The organism is Lactobacillus sp. PSON, from assembly GCF_052615405.1.
On the sequence record NZ_JBQXFW010000008.1, the window covers coordinates 61,711 to 82,878 of the forward strand.

The 21,168-nt window shown below is 32.2% G+C and carries 24 protein-coding genes; 23 read left to right on the forward strand and 1 reads right to left on the reverse strand.

Features of this window, described 5'->3' with window-relative positions; all coding sequences use genetic code 11:
* Positions 1–56 precede the first annotated feature (56 nt).
* Positions 57–1,397: a formyl-CoA transferase gene (frc, locus tag ACTHPI_RS07780; RefSeq protein WP_445353597.1), complete on the reverse strand. Its 1,341-nt coding sequence runs from the start codon at positions 1,395–1,397 to the stop codon at positions 57–59.
* A 209-nt stretch (positions 1,398–1,606) separates the two neighbouring features.
* Here frc and glyA point away from each other — a divergent pair, with 209 nt between their 5' ends.
* The 23 genes from glyA to ACTHPI_RS07895 all read left to right on the forward strand — a co-directional run bounded on the left by glyA (position 1,607) and on the right by ACTHPI_RS07895 (position 20,901).
* On the forward strand, positions 1,607–2,842 hold the full coding sequence (glyA, locus tag ACTHPI_RS07785; RefSeq protein WP_445353598.1) for a serine hydroxymethyltransferase: 1,236 nt from the start codon (positions 1,607–1,609) through the stop codon (positions 2,840–2,842).
* Positions 2,843–2,940: 98 nt separating this feature from the next.
* Entirely contained in the window at positions 2,941–4,539 is a 1,599-nt protein-coding gene (locus ACTHPI_RS07790) for an APC family permease (RefSeq protein WP_445353599.1), read from the forward strand.
* Between the two features lie 112 nt (positions 4,540–4,651).
* A complete protein-coding gene (locus tag ACTHPI_RS07795) occupies positions 4,652–4,897 on the forward strand; it encodes a type B 50S ribosomal protein L31 (protein WP_445353600.1) in 246 nt (81 codons plus the stop codon).
* A 131-nt stretch (positions 4,898–5,028) separates the two neighbouring features.
* Positions 5,029–6,396, forward strand: a complete 1,368-nt coding sequence (locus ACTHPI_RS07800) for a UDP-N-acetylmuramoyl-tripeptide--D-alanyl-D-alanine ligase (protein WP_445353601.1) — start codon at positions 5,029–5,031, stop codon at positions 6,394–6,396.
* Positions 6,397–6,405: 9 nt separating this feature from the next.
* Positions 6,406–7,902 (forward strand): DEAD/DEAH box helicase, encoded by a 1,497-nt coding sequence (locus ACTHPI_RS07805; protein WP_445353602.1) that lies wholly within the window; start codon positions 6,406–6,408, stop codon positions 7,900–7,902.
* Between the two features lie 69 nt (positions 7,903–7,971).
* Positions 7,972–8,334, forward strand: coding sequence for a holo-ACP synthase (acpS, locus tag ACTHPI_RS07810; protein ID WP_144354764.1), 363 nt, complete (start codon positions 7,972–7,974; stop codon positions 8,332–8,334).
* Entirely contained in the window at positions 8,331–9,461 is a 1,131-nt protein-coding gene (gene alr / locus ACTHPI_RS07815) for an alanine racemase (protein WP_445353603.1), read from the forward strand. The genes acpS and alr overlap by 4 nt, the downstream gene beginning before the upstream one ends.
* Before the next feature lie 165 nt (positions 9,462–9,626).
* Entirely contained in the window at positions 9,627–10,184 is a 558-nt protein-coding gene (locus ACTHPI_RS07820; RefSeq protein ID WP_445353604.1) for a helix-turn-helix domain-containing protein, read from the forward strand.
* Positions 10,185–10,204: 20 nt separating this feature from the next.
* Positions 10,205–10,984 carry a helix-turn-helix domain-containing protein gene (locus tag ACTHPI_RS07825; protein ID WP_445353605.1) on the forward strand — a complete coding sequence of 260 codons (780 nt, stop codon included), beginning with the start codon at positions 10,205–10,207 and terminating at the stop codon, positions 10,982–10,984.
* A 108-nt stretch (positions 10,985–11,092) separates the two neighbouring features.
* Entirely contained in the window at positions 11,093–11,881 is a 789-nt protein-coding gene (locus ACTHPI_RS07830) for a helix-turn-helix domain-containing protein (RefSeq protein WP_445353606.1), read from the forward strand.
* The gene (locus ACTHPI_RS07835) at positions 11,878–12,660 is read left to right on the forward strand and encodes a helix-turn-helix domain-containing protein (RefSeq protein ID WP_445353607.1); all 783 of its coding nucleotides are present in this window, start codon (positions 11,878–11,880) and stop codon (positions 12,658–12,660) included. Before ACTHPI_RS07830 ends, ACTHPI_RS07835 begins: the two co-directional genes overlap by 4 nt.
* A 252-nt stretch (positions 12,661–12,912) precedes the next feature.
* Positions 12,913–13,509: a hypothetical protein gene (locus ACTHPI_RS07840; protein WP_445353608.1), complete on the forward strand. Its 597-nt coding sequence runs from the start codon at positions 12,913–12,915 to the stop codon at positions 13,507–13,509.
* Between the two features lie 350 nt (positions 13,510–13,859).
* Positions 13,860–14,384, forward strand: coding sequence for a hypothetical protein (locus tag ACTHPI_RS07845; protein ID WP_445353609.1), 525 nt, complete (start codon positions 13,860–13,862; stop codon positions 14,382–14,384).
* A gap of 205 nt (positions 14,385–14,589) precedes the next feature.
* Positions 14,590–15,504, forward strand: a complete 915-nt coding sequence (locus ACTHPI_RS07850; protein ID WP_445353610.1) for a hypothetical protein — start codon at positions 14,590–14,592, stop codon at positions 15,502–15,504.
* A 20-nt stretch (positions 15,505–15,524) separates the two neighbouring features.
* Positions 15,525–15,926: a DUF3037 domain-containing protein gene (locus ACTHPI_RS07855; protein ID WP_445353611.1), complete on the forward strand. Its 402-nt coding sequence runs from the start codon at positions 15,525–15,527 to the stop codon at positions 15,924–15,926.
* Positions 15,927–16,022: 96 nt separating this feature from the next.
* Positions 16,023–16,376, forward strand: a complete 354-nt coding sequence (locus ACTHPI_RS07860) for a hypothetical protein (protein WP_445353612.1) — start codon at positions 16,023–16,025, stop codon at positions 16,374–16,376.
* A 249-nt stretch (positions 16,377–16,625) separates the two neighbouring features.
* Positions 16,626–17,567, forward strand: coding sequence for a hypothetical protein (locus tag ACTHPI_RS07865; protein ID WP_445353613.1), 942 nt, complete (start codon positions 16,626–16,628; stop codon positions 17,565–17,567).
* Between the two features lie 363 nt (positions 17,568–17,930).
* Entirely contained in the window at positions 17,931–18,263 is a 333-nt protein-coding gene (locus tag ACTHPI_RS07870; protein WP_445353614.1) for a hypothetical protein, read from the forward strand.
* Positions 18,264–18,667: 404 nt separating this feature from the next.
* Complete coding sequence (locus tag ACTHPI_RS07875; RefSeq protein ID WP_445353615.1) at positions 18,668–19,537, forward strand: helix-turn-helix domain-containing protein; 870 nt, start codon at positions 18,668–18,670, stop codon at positions 19,535–19,537.
* A gap of 1 nt (position 19,538) precedes the next feature.
* Complete coding sequence (locus ACTHPI_RS07880; RefSeq protein ID WP_445353616.1) at positions 19,539–19,889, forward strand: helix-turn-helix domain-containing protein; 351 nt, start codon at positions 19,539–19,541, stop codon at positions 19,887–19,889.
* 32 nt (positions 19,890–19,921) lie between these two features.
* Positions 19,922–20,344 (forward strand): hypothetical protein, encoded by a 423-nt coding sequence (locus tag ACTHPI_RS07885; protein WP_445353617.1) that lies wholly within the window; start codon positions 19,922–19,924, stop codon positions 20,342–20,344.
* 190 nt (positions 20,345–20,534) lie between these two features.
* Positions 20,535–20,693 (forward strand): hypothetical protein, encoded by a 159-nt coding sequence (locus ACTHPI_RS07890; protein ID WP_445353618.1) that lies wholly within the window; start codon positions 20,535–20,537, stop codon positions 20,691–20,693.
* Positions 20,694–20,715: 22 nt separating this feature from the next.
* Positions 20,716–20,901 carry a ComC/BlpC family leader-containing pheromone/bacteriocin gene (locus ACTHPI_RS07895; RefSeq protein WP_445353619.1) on the forward strand — a complete coding sequence of 62 codons (186 nt, stop codon included), beginning with the start codon at positions 20,716–20,718 and terminating at the stop codon, positions 20,899–20,901.
* Positions 20,902–21,168: the final 267 nt, after the last annotated feature.

Below are 21,168 nucleotides of genomic sequence, written 5' to 3' on the forward strand. Positions count from 1 at the left end.
ATGAAAAAGCTCAAGACTGCTTCAAAAGTCTTGAGCTTTTTTAGCTAATAATTAACTTATTCTTCACCCTTAATAACATGAACTGCAGGGTTATGTGGTTTTTCAACTTTTGAAATTACACCCTTTTTAACTAAGTCTTCGATTTGATCAGCATCATATCCAAGTGAAGTCAAGATTTCTTTATTATTTTCACCAAGGTCAGGTGCACGTTTATAAGTTGGCTTGTAATTTGCCATAGTAAATGGAAGACCAATAGTCTTAAACTTACCACGATTACCGCCTTGATCAATTGTTACAATAGTTCCATCACTATTTAAGTCAGGATCGTCTTCAAGTTCCTTCCAGTCTAGAACAGGTCCGACAGGAATACCTTCTTCACCTAATTTCTTAGTTAATTCAAACTTATCATAATTTTTAGTGTAAGATTCAATTAATGGATAAAGTTCTTGCTTATGAAGTTGTCTATGTTGCCAATCGCTAAAGCGAGGATCAGTAGCCCATTCGGGGTGTCCCATGGTATTAGCGATAGTTTCCCAGCTCTTATTACTATTTTGAATAACGATGTAGACATAGGCATTAGGATCAGTTTCCCAGCCTTTAGCTTTATAAGTCCAACCGATAACTTGACCGCCTTCTGTGTTTTCTGAACGAGGAATAGCTTTACCCCATTTGAAGTTAGGATAGACTGCATAGTGAGGAAGAGCACCTAAGTTATCGAGCATAATTTGGTCACGTAATTTAATACGGCAAAGATTTAAGACAGCATCTTGCATTGATTGATATACGTAAGTACCTTCACCAGTACGTTCACGTTGCATTAACGCTGCTAAAATAGCAATAGTTAAGTGCATTCCTGAGTTTGAGTCACCAAGAGCAGCTGCTGATTGAGTTGGAACATTAAATTTACCTTCGTTCCAACCAGTAGCAGTAGCAGCACCACCAGCAGACTGAGCAACTGGTTCAAAAGCTTTAACATTAGCAAAACGTGAGCCTTGGTTAAAGCCTTTAAGAGAAGCCATAATTAAGCGAGGATTAAGTTCGTGAACCTTGTCCCAGCCATAACCAGCTTTTGTGGCAGCACCGGGTTTGATGTTTTCAACAAAGACATCAGCTTTCTTCAAAAGGTCATACATAATCTTTTTACCTTCAGGAGCCTTGATGTCTAAAGTAAGAGACTTTTTATTTGCATTTAATTGTAAATAGTATAAACTCCATGAATCTTTAATATCTAACAATTCATTTCTGGTTGGGTCACCAGTATTTGTACGTTCAATTTTGATAACATCTGCACCGAGCCATGCAAGAATTTGAGTACATGAAGGTCCAGACTGTACTTGAGTCCAATCAATAACTTTAATTCCTTTTAGAGGGGCAAAACTACTTGTTTCTTCAGTCATATTTGACTCCTTTCAACTAATTTTCTTCATTAAGCAGAAGATTTTTCACAGAAGATATAACTACACTTTCTTTATAGCTTTTTTATAAAAAATTATCAAGTGAAACAGCTTACTTATGTATAAGATTAAAATCGCATTCAATATTGAGTAATTGATTTTGTAGTATAATTTAAATAATCATTGATACTAATAACAGAAAGTGTGATTATTTGAAATATGCACCAAAGTCCCCAGCTTTATGGGATGCAATTAAAAAAGAAGAAAATCGTCAGGAAAATACTATTGAATTGATTGCTTCAGAAAATATTGTTTCAGATGCAGTTCGTGAAGCTCAAGGTTCTGTTCTTACCAATAAATACGCTGAAGGGTACCCTGGTAAGCGTTATTATGGTGGCTGTCAATATATTGATGAAGTTGAGCAATTAGCAATTGATTATGCCAAAAAACTTTTCAATGCAAAATACGCCAACGTTCAGCCTCACTCTGGCTCGCAAGCTAATATGGCAGTTTATAATGCGCTTTTAAAACCTGGTGATAAAATTTTAGGAATGGGAATGGATGCTGGAGGCCATTTAACTCATGGTTCTAAAGTTAACTTTTCTGGGAAAATTTTTAATTCTTACAGTTATGATCTGAATCCTGAAACAGAAGAACTTGATTATGAAGCGATTCGCAAAGTAGCTCAAGAAGTTCAACCTCAATTGATTATTGCAGGGGCTTCTGCTTATAGTCGTATTATTGATTGGGATGCTTTTAGAGCAATTGCTGATGAAGTTGGAGCTTACTTAATGGTAGATATGGCTCATATCGCAGGATTAGTTGCAACAGGTGTTCATCCAAGTCCTGTACCAATTGCGGATGTTGTAACGACGACAACTCATAAGACTCTTAGAGGTCCTCGTGGAGGAATGATTTTATCTAATAATTTGGAATTAGGTAAAAAAATCAATTCAGCTCTTTTCCCAGGCACTCAAGGTGGACCTTTAGAACATGTAATTGCTGGAAAAGCGCAAGCCTTTTATGAAGATTTACAACCAGAATTTACGACTTATATTAAGCAAGTAGTGAAAAACGCTAAGGCAATGGCTGATGAGTTTAATAATAGTACTAATATTCGAGTTGTATCAGGAGGAACTGATAATCATTTAATGATTATTGATATTACCGATACTGGATTGACTGGTAAGGACGCACAAAACTTGCTTGATTCTGTAAATATTACAACTAACAAAGAATCTATTCCAAATGATAAGCGTTCTCCATTTATTACAAGCGGTCTTAGAATTGGGACGCCTGCTATTACTAGTCGCGGCTTTGACGAAGAAGATGCTCGTCAAGTAGCAGATTTAATTAGTAAGATTTTAAATAATAGTGATAATCAAGAAGTAATTGCAGAAGTTAGAAAAGCTGTTAAAGATTTAACTGCAAAATATCCAATTAACTAAAAGTTAAATATTTTTTAATGCAGAACACTTAAAGTCGTTGAGTGTTCTGCATTTTTTAGTTAAAATATATTCTTAAAAAGAATAGATAGGAATTAAAAATGGAAAAATTAAAAAGACACAAAATCGGCCTCTTTTCGGCCGTAATGCTTGCCTTAAATTCCTTAATTGGTTCTGGATGGCTATTTGGTGCAGGTTCTGCTTCTAAAATTGCTGGTCCAGCAGCTATTATTTCGTGGATTTTGGGTGCAATAATTATTATTTCGATTGCGATTACTTATATTGAATTGGGGTCAATGTTTCCTGAAAGTGGGGGAATGAGTCGTTATGCTCAATATAGTCATGGTCCACTACTTGGCTTTATTGCAGCATGGGCCAATTGGATCTCTTTAGTAACACTTGTTCCTATGGAAGCCGTAGCTGCAGTTCAATATATGTCAAGTTGGCCATGGAGTTGGGCTAATTGGACGCGCCATTTTATGAAAAATGGTGATATCACTACTCAAGGTCTTTTGGTAGTATTTTTATTTATGGTGATTTTTACTTTGATTAATTATTGGTCAGTTAAAATCATGACGAGATTTACTAATTTAATCTCTATTTTTAAGATTTTACTTCCGACTTTGACAGTTGTGATTTTAATGTGCAGTGGATTTCATGCGTCAAACTTTGGAACTAATATCCATGAATTCATGCCGTATGGTAGTCGGTCAATTTTTGAAGCAACCTCGGTATCAGGAATTATTATGTCATATGATGCCTTTCAGACAGTTATTAATATGGGAGGCGAACTCAAAAATCCGCGTAAGAATATTGTTCGTGGAGTTTTGATTTCGATGTTAATAACAACAGCAATTTATGTAATGCTTCAAGTTACTTTTATTGGAGCGATTGAACCTTCAACTTTAGCTAAAGTTGGCTGGCATGGAATTGATTTTACTTCTCCATTTGCAGATATTGCAATAATCTTAGGGATTAATTGGCTTGTAATTTTGCTTTATCTTGATGCTTTTGTTTCACCATTTGGTACTGGGGTTGCTTTTGTAGCAACTGCTTCTAGAGCATTAGCTGCCATGACTCATACTAAGCACCTTCCTAATTGGTTAGGTCGACTTAATCGTAAGTATCTAATTCCTCGAGCTGCTATGATTGCTGATTTGATTTTAGCAATTTTACTAGTAAGTGTATTTAGAAATTGGAACCTCTTAGCAACAGTAATCGCCGCTTCAACATTAATTGCTTATTTAACAGGACCAGTTACTGTAATGGCACTTAGAAAAATTAAACCTAATCTTAATCGTCCTTTTAATCCTAATTACATGAAATACTTAGCTCCATTTGCTTTTGTATTAACAAGTTTAGCTATTTATTGGTCAATGTGGCCAACTACTATTGAAGTTATATTTGTAATTGCATTAGGACTTCCAGTCTATATTTATTATGAAATAAAGTATCAAAATTCAGATTTAAAATTGCAGCTAAAACATTCTTGGTGGATAATTATTTACTTAGTATTTATGGCTGTCATATCTTATCTAGGGAGTGATGGTTTTGGGGGACAAAACATTATTAAATATCCACTTGATTTTGTAATAATTATTATTGCTTCGCTTTTCTTTTATTACTGGGGCATTAATTCAAGTATGAAGGATATTGATCCTTATGCTAAAAAAATCAACGAAAAAGCAATTGAAGAATAAGTACTAATTATAAATAACTATTGAAAAAATCGCTTGAAGATGGTATCCTTGTTTACGTTAATCGATTAATCTATGGTCTATTAGATGACCATGGCAAAAGGAGTAAATAATTATGAAACAAGGTATTCATCCAGAATTTCAAAAAGTTGTATTTATGGACTCAGCTACTGGCGCTAAGTTTTTAGCTGGTTCAACTATGACATCAGACGAAACTGTAGATTACGAAGGCGAAACTTACCCATTAGTTCGTGTTGAAATTTCTTCAGATTCACACCCATTCTACACTGGTAAGCAAAAGTTTGCTCAAGCAGATGGTCGAATCGAAAAGTTCAACAAGAAGTACGGTTTGAAGAAGTAAAGCCTTTTATCTGGTGGAAGCAGTCCCATTGGGGGCTGCTTCTTTTTAGTTTTAAAATAATTTGGCATAATGCCTAAAAGAACGTATAATTATTTCGTGTGTAAATTATGTTTTATGGGAGTAAAAATCAAATGAAGATGCAACTGGCAGAAATAGCCAAAGCTTTAAACACAACTTGTGAAGGCGACGAAGACACAATTATTACTTCTGTTGCTTTTGACTCCAGAAAAATCGCTGAAGGCGGACTTTTTGTTCCGCTTGAAGGAGATCGTGATGGACATGACTTTGTAGCAGGCGCAATTAGTAATGGCGCTAGTGCAAGTTTATGGAAAAAAGGTCACCCTAATAAACCAGAAGGTATTGCCCTTCTTGAAGTAGATGATCCGTTAACCGCAATGCAAGAATTAGCACGCTATTATTTGCGTAAAGTTAATCCAACTGTAGTTGGCATTACTGGTTCAAATGGTAAGACAACTACTAAGGATATGACGTCAGCAGTATTATCTAAACGATTTAATGTGCATAAGACACAAGCCAATTTTAATAATGAAATTGGTGTGCCAATGACAATCTTAGAGATGAAGCCAAATACTGAAATTTTAGTTCTTGAAATGGGTATGGATCGCCCAGGTCAATTACATCATTTAAGTGAATTGACTCATCCTGATGTGACAGTAATTACTATGATTGGTGAAGCTCACATTGAATTTTTTGGTAATCGCGATAAGATTGCTGATGCTAAAATGGAAATTACTGACTTTTTACGTGAAGATGGTGAATTTATCTTTAATGGAGATGAACCACTTCTTCGTGCGCGCGCTAAAAAGTTGAATCAGGCTAAGTCTACTTTTGGCTTTAAAGAAGATGATACTGTATATGCAACTAGCTTTAAGAGCTATAAGCATCATGCTACATTTACAGTTAATGATTCTGAGCAAAAGTTTTCTATTCCAATGATTGGTAAGCACAATGTTTCAAATGCAATGGCAGCTATTAGTGTAGGACGCCATTTTGGTGAAAGCGATGAAGAAATTGCTTCCTCACTTTCAAACTTTACTCCGACTGCTAATAGAATGGAATGGGAAAAAGGCGATGTTGGGGAAGACATTATGAGTGATATCTATAACTCTAACCCAACCGCTGTGCGTGCTGTTCTTAGCAGCTTTGGTCAAATCGAAGTAGCAAATGATAGTCGCAGAATTGCTGTTTTAGCTGATATGCTTGAACTCGGAGATGAAAGTGCAGATCTTCATAGAGATTTAAGCGATGCGCTTGATCCAAAGGTAATCCATGAAGTTTACCTTTATGGAACAGAGATGAAAAATTTAGCAGATGCTTTAAAAGATAAATACACACCACAAACTTTGCACTATTATAGAGAAGATCAGATGCAAAAGATGATTTCTGATCTTAAAGATGATATTAAGCCGGACGATATTGTAGTATTAAAAGGTTCACATGGAATGCACCTTGAAAAAGTAGTAGACCGGCTGAGATAGGAGAATTTAGTGAAATTTTCGGAATTAGGATTAAATGATGCGCTGTTAAAGGCAATTAAACGTTCAGGCTTTGAAGAAGCCACACCAATTCAGGAGCAAACTATTCCGCTTGCCTTGCAAGGCAAGGATGTAATTGGTCAAGCACAAACTGGGACTGGTAAGACAGCCGCATTTGGTTTGCCAATTTTACAAAATATCGATAAAAAAGAAAAAGCAATTCAAGCAGTTATTATTGAACCAACTCGTGAATTAGCTATTCAAACGCAAGAAGAACTTTTCCGCTTAGGACGCGATGAAAAAGCTCGCGTACAAGTAGTTTACGGAGGAGCTGACATTGGTCGTCAAATCCGTTCACTTAAAAATCATGTACCAGCAATTCTTGTAGGAACACCAGGACGTCTTTTAGACCACTTAAAGAGAAAAACTATTAAGCTTGATGATGTTAAAACTATTGTCTTAGATGAAGCTGATGAAATGCTTGATATGGGCTTTATCCAAGATATTGAAAGCATTTTGACTTATGCAAATAATCGTAGTCAAACACTGCTTTTTAGTGCTACAATGCCAAAGCAGATTTTGCGTATTGGCGAAAAGTTTATGCATGATCCAGAAATTGTAAAAATCAAGGCCAAAGAACTAACTGCAGATTTAATAGATCAGTACTTTGTTAGAGCAAAAGAAGCTGAAAAATTTGACATCATGTGCCGTTTGATTGATGTTCAAAATCCAGATTTAGCAGTTGTTTTTGGTAGAACTAAGCGTAGAGTTGATGAATTAACTCGTGGACTTCAAGCGCGTGGCTATAATGCTGCAGGAATTCATGGAGATTTGTCACAAGCTCGTAGAATGAGCGTGCTTAAGCGTTTCCGTGAAGGTAAACTTGATATCTTAGTTGCAACTGACGTAGCTGCGCGTGGACTTGATATTTCAGGAGTAACGCACGTTTACAACTATGATATTCCACAAGATCCAGATTCATATGTTCACCGTATTGGTCGTACCGGTCGTGCTGGGCAAAATGGTATGTCAGTAACTTTTGTAACTCCAAACGAAATTGGTTACATGAGAACAATTGAACAATTGACCAAGAAGAAGATGTCACCTCTTCGTCCACCAACAGATGACCAAGCTTTGGAAGGTCAACTTAAGCAAGCTAAGTCTCAAATTGAAGAACTTTTGAAAGGTGATTTAGCTAAATATGAAAAAGAAGCTAATGAACTTCTTCAAAATTACTCAGAACTTGACTTAGTTGCAGCGTTCTTAAAGAACCTTTCAAAAGACTCAACAGAAATCAAAGTTAAGATTACTCCAGAAAAACCACTTCCATACAAAGGTAATGGTAGACGAGGACGTGGTCATGGAAGAGGTCGCGGAGGAAATCGTCGCAGTTCTTTCCACGGTAATCATCGCCGTCATGGTAGCTACCGCAACAACCACAAAGGTAATCAAACTCGCAAGGGTCGCGCAAACGGTCATGAATTTGTAATCAAAAATAAAAAAGATTAATCAAAAATGAGTTGTAATAGTTGCAACTCATTTTTTGTATTATAATTAAAAAATGTGTGAGGTGAAAATATGATTAAAGGTGTAGGCGTTGATTCAATCGAAGTAGAACGTGTCAAAAAAATCGTCGAAAAAGGCGACAGTTTCGCCAAGAAAGTTTTAACTGAAAAAGAATTTGCTCAATATCAAAAAATGAAGGGTAAAAGAAAAGTTGAATATCTTGGCGGACGTTTTTCACTGAAGGAATCATTTTCTAAAGCAATGGGAACCGGTCTTGGAAAAGAGGTCGGTTTTCAAGATGTTGAAACGCTCTGGGATGAATTAGGTCATCCAGTGATGACTTCAACTAAGTATTCTGGAAATATCTTTCCAAGTATCACACATGATAACCATGAAATTATTACATTTGTAGTTTTGGAGGACATTGATAAATGATACCAGGAATTCATCGTCCAGCCGCAGTTCGTGTTAACTTAGGCGCAATTAAAGAAAATATTGAACAAGAAAAAAAGCATCTAAAGCCAGGTCAAAAATTATTTGCTGTAGTTAAGGCAAATGGTTATGGTCATGGTGCTGTAGAAGTGGCTAAAACTGCTATTGAAGCAGGTACAGAAGGCTTTTGTGTAGCAATCTTAGATGAAGCATTAGAACTTAGAAGAGCAGGAATTGTGAAGCCAATCTTAGTAATGGGTGTAACTAGTCCTGAATATGCTCCCCTTGCTAGTGTAAATGATATTTCATTAACTGTACCCAATTTAGAATGGCTTAAAGATGCCCAAGAAGAGCTTAAGCGTGAGCATTTAACTCTTAAAGTTCACTTGGGAATTGATTCTGGAATGGGTAGAATTGGCTTTAATGAAGATGAAGAATTTATTGAAGCCAATCATTTTCTTGAAGATAATGAATTTTTCTTTGTGGAAGGGATGTTTGCTCATTTTGCTTCAGCTGATAGTGCAGATGATAGCTATTTTAAACATCAAGTTAAGAAGTTTAAACATATGAAGAGTTTGCTTACTATTAAGCCTAAATGGATTCATGTTGATAATACTGCCGCAAGTCTTTTTGATAAACAAGTAGTAAGTGATATTGTTAGATTTGGAATTGGAATTTATGGATTAAATCCTTCATCTACTCCAACTACTAAAGATTTGAAATCTAGCATCCCCCTTCGTCCAGCGCTTTCTTTAGTTAGTGAATTGACCCATGTTAAGACAATTCATGAAGGCGATGGTGTTGGATATGGTTCAACTTATGTGGCAGATGGGGATAAGATTATTGGAACTGTACCAATTGGTTATGCAGATGGTTGGATTCGTAAATTCCAAGGCTTCAAGATAAAGGTGGGCGATGAATATTGTCCAATTGTAGGCCGCATTTGCATGGATCAATTTATGGTGCTATTGCCAAAAGAAATGCCAATTGGAACAGAAGTGACATTAATTTCTGATAATCCAAATGAGCCAAACAATATCAAGGCAGCAGCTGATTATGTAGATACGATTCATTATGAAGTAGCATGTTTATTAAGTGATCGCTTGCCAAGAGTATATTATAAAGATTAAAAATTCTGAAATACAATGGACTTCAAAAGTTAGATACTTTTGAGGTTCATTGTATTTTTTTGCCCTTAAAAATTGCCAATATGCAAAAAAATTGTCGATATAGAAGATTTTCTGAACTTTTTTTGATAAGTCAATATCATAAAAGGTACAGAAAGGATGAAGTAGATGTTAGTTGGAGAATGTTTAAAGAAGTTAAGGCTATTTTTAGGGTTAACACAAAAAGAGATGAGCCAAGGGATAGTAAGTGAATCTTTTTATTCAAGGGTAGAAAGAGGTACTAGAAAAATAAAAATTGTAGATTTATTAGCACTTCTTAATAAAAACGGTATTCATTTGAAAGATTTCTTCAATGAGGACATCAGTAATCAAGAATCAGATATAGTTAATAGCTCTATTAATTCTAATCAATTTGAAATTTTAACTGTGAAGTTGAGTCAAGGTGAAATGCTGGAAAATAAAGCTTCAGAAATAAGAGAATTAGCTAAAATAGCTTTTATTTTTCTTAGAACTTTTTATCAAAAGGGATTAATTGATGAAACTAAAAAAGTAATTAAATTGATTGAAACATTCCCACCATACCCACTACTTGCAGTCTATAAACTAGTTGCTCAATACTATCAGGGATTAATTGAAAAAGATAGTTTAAAAGTTGAACAAATAAGAGAGCTAATAAAACTTAGTGGTTGTGAAGAATCTTTATTAAAAGATTTACCTAAATTATAGATTTAAGATGGAATTAACTAATGGAAATTTATCAAAAACTTCATAAGATGAGAACAACTATGGGGCTATCTCAAGCAGAAATAGGTCGAAATGTCCTAAGTTCATCATCTATATCAAGAATCGAGAAAAATAAAACAGTAATTTTTGCAGATGACTTAGAAAAAATTCTAAGAATTAATAATATATCGATAACCAGTTTTTTGAATGAATATTCGACAGTAACGAGCACAATAAAGCAATATGAAGATAATGCGCTATATTATTTTTTTAATAGAGATTTAGTTAACTTAAAGAAAGTCTATGAGAATAAAGAAATAAATAGTAGATTATTGAGTATTTTAACTACTGCGATGATTAAGGATTTGCAGGGAGAAAGAATTGAGAAGAATAGTAAAATCAAGAAACTTCTGTTCAATTTTCAAAATTGGAATGATAACTTTTTATGGTGTTTATTAATAGCTTTAAGGTTATATCAAGAAGAAAACTTTTCATCGATTATTAAGATGGTGATCCTTAATTTAGAAAATGCGGAAATGACCAATTCAACTAAGAAGTTATTTGCGGATATATTGATAGCATTTTTGTTAAATAAGGGATGCCAAAGAAATAAAGCTTTACAAGATAAAGCCTTAAAAGTGTTATTAGAGCTAAAGCCAAGTGAGGATATTTTTCTTCAAAAAATAGTGGGACGTTATCTATTGGCAAAACAAGAAAAAAATTCACAAGAAGTTGAGAAGATTAAGATGCAAATTTCTCTGGGAAATTTAACAAGAGAATTTAATCAATTGATGAATGAATAGAAATTGGCTAAAAAATATTGCATATTGGCAGATTTTAATTTTTTGTGTGGAATTGTTTGTATAATAATTTCCAAATGTAATAGGGGAATATGTATTGGAAAGTAAATTATGACAACAATTGGAAAAGAACTGAAAAAAATTAGACTAACATATGGCTTAACTCAACGTGAAATGAGTGCCGACGTTTTGGACCCGACATACTATGGCATAATTGAACGAGACGACCGCAGAATTAGTATTAAAGACTTACTTGAAATCCTTAATCGAAATGGTATCTCAATCTATGAATTCTTTAGTGACTTTGATAAAAAGGCAGTGAAGCAATATCGCCTTAAAAATCGAATTCAAATGGCGTGCTTAACTAGAGATAAAGCTAAAATTGATAACTTATTGAAACTTGATGAAATTAAAGCTAATGAATTACAAACTCTACAATTGAATCTAGTTAAAGCAGAAATTTCTGGAGGGGTAAATACCCTGCCTAAACGCCTACAAAATAAGATATATAGTAAGCGTAATAAATTATTGCATATTGGTGAGTGGAATCGTGATACTTTATGGGAGCTACTAATTACGATGCCACTCTTTGACCAAGAAGAAGTAGCAAGTTTAATAGCTTCTGTCTTAGAGCGAGAAACTTGGGACAATTTAACAATTGAACTTTTTGCTGAGGTGCTAGCTGCTTATACTGCTCGTTTATATAATGAAGGAAATTTTGCTGAAGCTAAAAAAATCATCAAGATTATTAAACAATTACCTACTAAGCCAACCTTGATGTTGTATAAGGTCTTGGCGATTTATTACTCTGACTTAATTGATAAAAATTCACGTTCTAACAAAATTACGTGTTTGTTAAAATCAATAAAATATTCTAAGTTCCTGAGGACAAGCAAATGAGAATAGGTAAGAAATTTAAGCAGTTGCGGAAAGAATTAGGTCTAACGCAAAGCAATATGATAGCCGAAGTAATGAAAAGGGAACGCTATTCACGACTTGAAAATGAAAAAAACTCTGTTAGAGCAGATGAAGTGCTAAACTTATTAAGGCTTCATGATGTATCTATAGTAAAATTCTTGGAGGATGGAGAACAAGTTAATATACATGAACAGCGTCAAGATCAGGTGATAAATGCTTACTTTGAGCGTGATATAGCGAAGTTAAAACAATTAAAGAATAGTAAAGAACTAAATAATCAGCATGAGAACTTAGCAATTGAAATGTTAATTGCTAAGCTAGAAGATAAGGATGATAAATTCAAACCAGCGTTTAAGCGTAAAATGAAACGTGTCTTCCTTGAGATGAAAGATTTGAATAAGAATATCTTGTGGTTACTCTTGGTGTGTATGAATTTGTATGAGTTTGATGAATTAGAATCCTTGATGGAGGTCATCTTTAGTAGATATAAGAAGGCTGCAAATTTAGATAGACGGACACATGAGTTAATGGCAAGTATTTGTGCAAGCTATTTGAAGATTTGTAGTCGGGAAGATGAAGATGGTGTTGAATTTGATCATGCCGTACAAGTGCTAAATAGTGTGCCTAACTTTGGGGATGTGTTCTTACAGAAGTTAGTTGGACAGTATTTTGCCTATAAGAGAAATGGACAAGATGAATACGCTGAGTTCGTAAAGAATTTGATTACGGAATGTGGATATTTGAATTATTTAGAAATGTAGAGCAGGGTGACCTGCTCTTTTTTGATGTGGGGAAAGATGAAAAATTAAAGTATTAAAAATTTGTGCAGATGTGTTTGGTTTTAGCGACAAGATTGATGGGTTGAGGGATGATGATATGTAAAAAATAATAAGGGCGTTGTGATAAAACCAATGATTAATATATTTTGTATAAGTCAAATAATTTGCGTTTTTGTAATTGTTCTTCTAAATCTTTCAAGAAAACCGTATGTTTTTCAAAGGATACGGAGAATAATGAAAGCAATCAATATATCTATTTTAATTGCTTTTTTAGTAGATAAACTGGATAATAAATTTTCAATTTGTAGTTTGGCTATTATGTTTACAGGCACTTTTTATATATATTATGAAGATTATATTTGTGGTCCTGACAAGGAAAATTATTATCAGATTTTATTTTTTTATAAGAAGGAAAATAATAAAAAGAAGTGCCTAACTAATATAGTGATAATAATTTTATCTATAGCTTTGGCACTTGTAAGTATTTTTGTATTAATTGTGTTAGTAGAGAAGATGGGAAAACGTTTTAATATATCTATTATTAATAATATGCCTACTATTAATAATAAATATATTAACTTTAAAATGGTGTATCTTTTAATTCCATTAATTGTTGCGGGAGCATTTGCAATAATAGGTACATATCAAAGCAATAACAATAAACTTATAAAAAAGGATATGCGTATACGTACATTAGTTAGAGATTTAGGTGAAATTATAATAATTCCTTGTTTAATGGATTTGACTGGTAGTTTTTCCAGTACGGCTGTAATTTCTACTTTATTTAGTTTATTTTTTATAGTATGGGGATATTGGGATGAAGATGATTAGAAAATAACTTTATTTTTAATACTAGTTAAATTGCTCTAATTGTAAAAAAATACTTTCTAATAGTTCCTCTTGTTATATACAGCCGTGTAAAAAATATTTTCAGGTACTAAAGTGTTATTTAACAACATAGTAGTATAAAAAAATATTTATTAATCAAATAATGGTTGGCAGACTATTTAAGATTAATTTCTTAAATGGTCTTTTTTGATGTGATTAGAAATGATAATAAGAAAAAATTAAAATGCTAAAAAATTGTGCAGATGTGTTGTGTCCTAGCGACAAGATTCATGGGTTGAGAGATGATGGATTAGTCGAATCAAATTGTAAACATATGGAGGATGAGAATAGATATGAGTACAGTAATGACTTGTGTAATATTAGGAAGTATATTAGCAGGAACAATTATTATAAGTTTTATTATTAGTGGGAAATCTTTGAAAATCAAAGATGCGTATGCTAATTTTATAAAAATTATTTCTACTACAATAACTATACCTTTTATATTGAAATCTAATGATCCAGTGTTAACTAGTGTTTGGGGACTAATTTTTGTATGTATTATTATTTTATGGTTTAGTTACTGGCCAATTTATAAGGAAAAAGAAGAATCAAAAGAATTTAAAAAGGATTATAAAAGAATATATATAAATTCAGATAAAGTTCAAATAGTAATTCGTGGCAAAGGTGATTGCGAGACAAGTGAAAAATATCATGTAAATAAAGAAACTGAAAATTTAGAAAATAATAAAGGGGATACTAATAAAGAACAGAAAAGCAATAAGAAGAAAGATACTAATGAAGAAGATAAGAGAGATAAGGAGGAAGATAAGAGAGATAAGAAGGATACTAATAAAGAAAATAAGAATAATAAATAATAAAATTTTTAAATATATTGAATTTATAAAGCATAAGGGTATCAATTCTTCACTTTAATAGGTTAAAGTTTTTAATTATTTGTTTTTATTTATCTGAAACTTGGATAACTAAATTACTTCACTTATAAGAACAAGGCAAACCACAAACTAAGCTTGATGTCTTTCAGACCAAGTTAAATTTATTCAATTGAAAGGAATTAAAAAAATGAACAATAAAAAGATTACTAAAATGTTAAAGAAAACAGCGGTGGTAACTATGTTAACTTTTGCAACTGCAGCGCCATTAACAATGACGGCACAAAGTGTAAATGCGGCTACTTACACCGCATCCAAGTATTTTCCAGGTGAATCTGCTGACACAGATAATTCTTATGAGGATAGTAATGGTTCTTATTTCCGTAACTTTAAACATAGAAGTGCTAATCTATACGTTAAAGATAAGAAATTAAAGAAAATTTATCAAAAAGCTGCTAAAGCTTGGACACCAGTTTTTAAATTTAAGTTTGTAAATTCTGCTAAACATGCTGATTTCAATTCTTCTAAATATGCTAATGTTATTGTGAAAAAAGATGGTGGTCGTAAAGGAAATTTTGTTAGTGTTAATAAATTTCAATTCTTCGCAGGTTCAATGAAAAATCTTAAGCAGATGAATAAAGACTTTCCTTCTATGCGTAAACATGGCTGGTATGGTGCGTATGTAGATGGTAAAATCACCAATTATAAAAAATGGAAAGTTAACAATAAGAAGCTTATTGCCGGAAAGCCTGGTGCGTTAATGCCGCAACATGGTAATGCTACTCAAGTTGGAATGTGGATTCCTTCTACTTCTGATGCTAAAAAACATTCATGGAATCATTATATCACTGTAACATCTGGTACTAGAGGGTTAAGCCAAACACAACAACTTGGTAATGCAACTGAAACTTTAGGTCGTATTATCGGTGTTGGAGGAGATGTTAATCCAATGCACGATAATGATGAAATTCTAAATGATGATAATTCAACTGCGTATTACACTTATAAAGTGACCCAATCTGATTTAGACCATGTTAATTGGATTTATGCACATCCATGGAATGGCAGTAATGTGTTCTGGGATAACGCTCTTATTGGTGGATAAGTTACTATTAAATAATAATCATGCATAACACACTATATTATACTGTATTAAAATATATGCCAAATATAATTAGAATGGAATCTATCAATGTTGGTCTTGCCGTACATTATCCTAAAGAAAAATATTCGCATTTCTTTAAAATGACTAATATAAATAAAATTAAAGCATTTGATGATGAGTATAACCCAGATTTCTTTAATATGGTTATGGACAGTCTTTCATATGAATTAGATTATAAACCAAATACAAGTTCCAATATTAATTCAGATGAATCTAGATTTTTAGATATAACTGAGTCATGTTTTTTAGAGAAACGAACTAATTACCTTGCTAACGAATTTAGATTTGATAAAATTCAAAGATTGCATACTAGTATCAATGATTACAAAAATGATATTAAACAGTTAATATATATACCATGATTAAGGAAGATAACTAATACGTGAAATCGTAAAAGCGTTTTAAAAGACTATTTAAGATTAATTTCTTGAATAGTCTTCTTTTTATTTCAAAAATGGATGCTAAGTGCAGCCGCACTTTTAATAGTTGCACCATTAGCAAATCAATCACAAAATGTTCATGCTAGTAAATTTACCACTGGTATTGATCAACCAGGTATGATAAATACTTATGGTGTTGCACCTTATGCTGATCCTAAAATGCATAAAAAAGGTGGTTATCGTGGTTCAGCAGGCGAAATGGGTATTGTATTGAATTATCATGACAAAAAATATGGTAACGTACAAGGTACTGCTAATGCTAATTACGTGCATGACCATTTATTGTCAGGCTTTTTAGTACGAAATGGTAAAATCCACGGTCAGCCATTTGAACCAGTCTCATTACATACCAAACTTAGAAACGATAATTAGATGAAAAATGAAAATACAAGTGTATCAAAAATATTTGTGCAAATAAGTAGTAATTCAACGACAAGATATAATTAGGCATTTAGTATAAACATGAGCAAATAGGTAGTAGCTGAATCTTATTCAAGTGGGAGTTAAACAGAAAATTTGGATAGTTAAATTGATTGAAAACAGATCTACTTATAAAAACGAGGTAAAGCAAAACAAACTTGATACAAATTCAGTCTATTCAATTGAAAGGAATCAAAGAAAATGAACAATAAAAAGATTACTAAAATGTTAAAGAAAACAGCGGTAGCAACTATGTTAACGTTTGCAACTGCCGCACCGCTAACAATGACAGCACAAAGTGCAAATGCGGCTACTTACACCGCGTCTAAATATTTTCCAGGTGAATCTGCTGATACAGATAATGCGTATGGTGATAATTCTATCGGTGGTAATTATTTCCGTAACTTTAAACATAGAAGTGTTAATCTATACGTTAAAGATAAGAAACTAAAGAAGATTTATCAAAAAGCGGCTAAAGCTTGGACACCTGTTTTTAAATTTAAGTTTGTAAGTTCTGCTAAACATGCTGATTTTAATTCATCTAAATATGCTAATGTAGTTGTATTAAAAGATGGTGGTGTTAAAGGCAATTATGCAACTGTTAATAAACAATATTTAGCTGCTGGCTCAATGAAAAATCTTAAACGAATGCATAAAGATTTTCCTGCTACTCGTAAACAGCCATGGTATAACAATTATGTATATGGTCATATTACTAATTATAAGAAATGGAAATCTTTTTATAAAAAAGCTTTAGCTGGAAATCATCAAGCACTCAAATTAGTTGATTTATTAAATAGTAGTTCAGCTAATTTAAATGCATCTAAAGCTGGAAAATGGATTCCTTCTGATTCAGATGCTAAAAAACATTCATGGAATCACTATATTACTGTAACATCTGGTACGAGAGGATTAAGTCAAAAACAGCAACTTGGTAATGCCACTGAAACTTTAGGTGAGATTATCGGTCTTGGACAAGGTGCTAATCCAATTCATGAAAAAGATGAAGTTTCAAATGATGATTTGTCAACAGGATATTATTCTTATAAAGTTACAAAATCTGACTTAAATCGTGTTGATTGGATTTATGCTCATCCATGGAGTGGTAGTAATTACTTTTGGGACAATGCTACTATTTTGTAATAATTAATATAAAGTTACAAAAAATACGAAAAAAGTAAACTTAATAAAATATTAGTATTTTTCCGTAAACTATCGAATATATAACATTAAATTGATAAGTAAACTCATACTTTAAAAGACTGTTTAAGATTAATTTCTTTAATAGTCTTTTTTTTATTTCAAAAATCATTTTCAAATAATGTAAGTATACTAATTACAATCCTATCAAATTTGATATTATAGAAAGGTTGTAATTCATGTGAAAAATAAAAAACATTTTCAAAAATGGATGTTTTGTGCAACTGCACTTTTAATGGTCGCACCATTAGCAAGTCAATCACAACATGTGCATGCTAAGGCTACTGATTTAAAAATCAGCCTGGTTTGATAAAAACTTATGGTTTAGCTCCTAATTTAAAAAACGGTAAAGGCGGTCATCAAAGTCCAACTGGTAAATTAGGTATTGAATTAAATTATAATAAGTATGGTGTTAATGGTACTGCTAATTCTAAATATATCCATGACAAATATTTTACTGGATTTTTAGTAGCTAATGAAAATGAAAAGACTGGTAAGTTAAATACACCTGGTCAGCCATTTGGACCAACTAGATCAAAGTTTAAATATAGTTGGGAAGGTGGCAAAGATTCAACTACTGACACAAAGAAAATGTCAAAATGGATTGTTTATATGCATCCTAATAACAATGAAGATTAATTCATTTCCATTAGTATTACTGCATCCAAAGTAATAAAATAAATCACTAGTAACTTTAATTTAATAAATGATACAAATTACAGTAATGCTGAATGATTGGCGATAGATTAAGATGATATTTATAAATTTAAGTAATTCAGTGCTTCTCATTGGAATGCTTTCATTTCCAACTTATACTACTAAAAAGATGATAGTTGATTAATTTAGGAGCATAATTGTAGTAAGAGGTGATTTATATGAAATGTGAAAAATTTCAAGCCTCTAGAAAATTAGCAGAATCAGTTCAAAAAAATATTCCAGCTAAAGTTGCGCATACAACACAAGATATTGAGGATTGGTTAAATGAGGAGGATTAATTTATAATTAATTATATTAATAAACTCTAAGTCTAACTGGAGGAAATGATGAACAAAACCATTGGAGAAATTTTAAAAAGCATCAGAAAAGAAGCAGGATTATCTCAAGCTGAAATGTGTGAAGGAGTGCTATCTATTTCCGCATATTCTAAGGCTGAACGAGATATCCATCAAATAGATATTGATACACTGTATGAGATTTTAGGTAGAAATTCTTCAATAATAGATGTTAAAACCTTCCTATATGAACTCTTGTATAACACCAACGGGGAAGAGGGACAATTACATCTAAAAATTAATCTAGCTTATCTTTCTAAAGACTTAGAAGCGTTGAATGAACTTAAGAATGAAATCGAAAATAATTTTTCAGATGAGCAATTATTAAATGCTGTAAATTTGGCATCTTTTTCATTGCAGCAAGTTGATATTGACAATGTAGGTAATGACATGAGGTCATATATCAATAAGCAAATTATGACTTTGCGTTCAATTGAAATGTGGAACTTGAGTAGTTTGAATCAATTAAAAATGCTTTTACCGTTTCTAAATATTGATGAGAGTAATTTTTATTTAATGAAAGTCTGGAAAAACTATCAAAAGGCTCAAAAGAGATCACTTACTTTTTTAGAAGTATATGTTGAAGCTTTAATTATCTACTGTGAAATACTTTTAAAACATCATTCTCCAAAGGCTTATTTTGAACAACCATTAAAATTGATCGATGATATAATTATGAAAACAGATATTGGCTCATTATTTGGATTTGGAATTAAGGCCAAGAAGATTAATGCTTTGATTAATCAAGATAGCGAAACTTATAAGAAAATATCCCAAGTAGAGAAATTAATTGGCTTAATTCCTGCAGATGAATCAGAGAAAATAGAAGACAACCCTTATTTTGGATATATAAAAGAGTAAAATGAATGCAAATCAAATTTTAAAAACTTCACGAGAAATAGCTGGTCTTTCTCAACAAGAAGTATGTAAAGGCATTATAAGTGAATCATATTATTCGAAGATTGAACGGGGAGTTCATCAAGTAGATGCGGATGTGTTTTTTAAGATAATTAATAAAAACTATCTTCCTCTTAATATGCTTGAAGTTCTAAATGATGGAATCTTCGACAGCAAGTATATGAATAATATTCAAAAAAATATCACTTCCCAAAATTTTGAGAATTTATATAAGCAATTAAAAGAGCAAAAGATAAAAATCAGTACCGCGCATTATCTTGCCACAATTATATATATATATATCACAAAGAAATAATAGGTAAATTAGATGCGGAAGATGCTCTTCTTTTGAAGCAAAAGAAGAAAAAGATTTTGAATAATCCGATAAATATTCATTCAATGAGACAAGCAATAACTTTTGGCGGTTTGTTAAATGAAGAAGAATTTTTGAAAGTAGTTAAGGCTAGTCGAGAATATACAAGTAATCACCAAAATAAGTATATAATTGGAGTTTATTTAAATCTTGTGAATAGATTTGTGGCAAATTTGTATGTTGGAAAATTTAAATTAAATTCAGCCATAAAAGATGAATTAGAGAAAATTCAAGTTTTTATAAAAACCTTGCTTCCAAATGATTATTCAGTGGTATATCAAAAAATATCTATAACTATGGGAATTAATACTGTGCTTAAGAATAAAGAAGCAGAAGATGAAAATAAATTATTGCGAGAAGTTTTAACGCTTGCTAAGCCAAATATATCTTGGATCTAAAAATAGGACTTTCCAAATTTGGAAGGTCCTATTTTAGTATTTATAATAGTAAATGAAGCGATTAACATTTGTGAGTGAGTAGTATTATAATAACAGTGTAGGAGCTAGACTTCCTTCTGTTAGTTAACACCATAAAAGTCAATTAGCTAATGGTAATTTAAGGGCTTTAGATTATTGAAAGGATAAAAAAATGAAGAATCTTGATAAGTTTTCATCAGTTTCAGAGTCTGAATTAGCTAAAGTTAATGGTGGAGACAATGCTGACTATAATATGGGCTATGAAACTGGAAGAGACGTTCGTAGAGGTGTTAACCACTTTGTTAAGTGGTGGGATGGTTTATTCCATTAGTTAATAGAAAGCGTGAAGTACTATGATTGATAAGAAGTATGAAAACTTAAATAAATATCAGTCTATTACTAATGATGACTTGAAAAAAGTTGTTGGTGGTAGTGATTTAGGTGATCTTTGGAGAAACGCAACAGATTGGCTCTGGGGCTTTAAGAATGGTTTTGAAGGTAGAAAACGTCATCCTCGTTCTTGGAGAGATAGAGATTAATTAGAAAAGATGAAAGAATAGCTTTTGCTTTTCTTTCATCTTTTTACTGTATGTAATTATTTGAGGAATTAGATGAATAATATCAAAAAATAGTTAAGGGGATAGGACTAGTAATTTTAGCCTTTTTTGTTTTTGCTTTTATGCAAGTACCAGCTGTAGAAGAAACGCCGTCATATCAATTTAATAGTCAAGCTTAATTTAATGAAGCTTTAAAACAGGTAAATTTAGCACATAATATTTGGATGACTATAATATTTACACTTATTA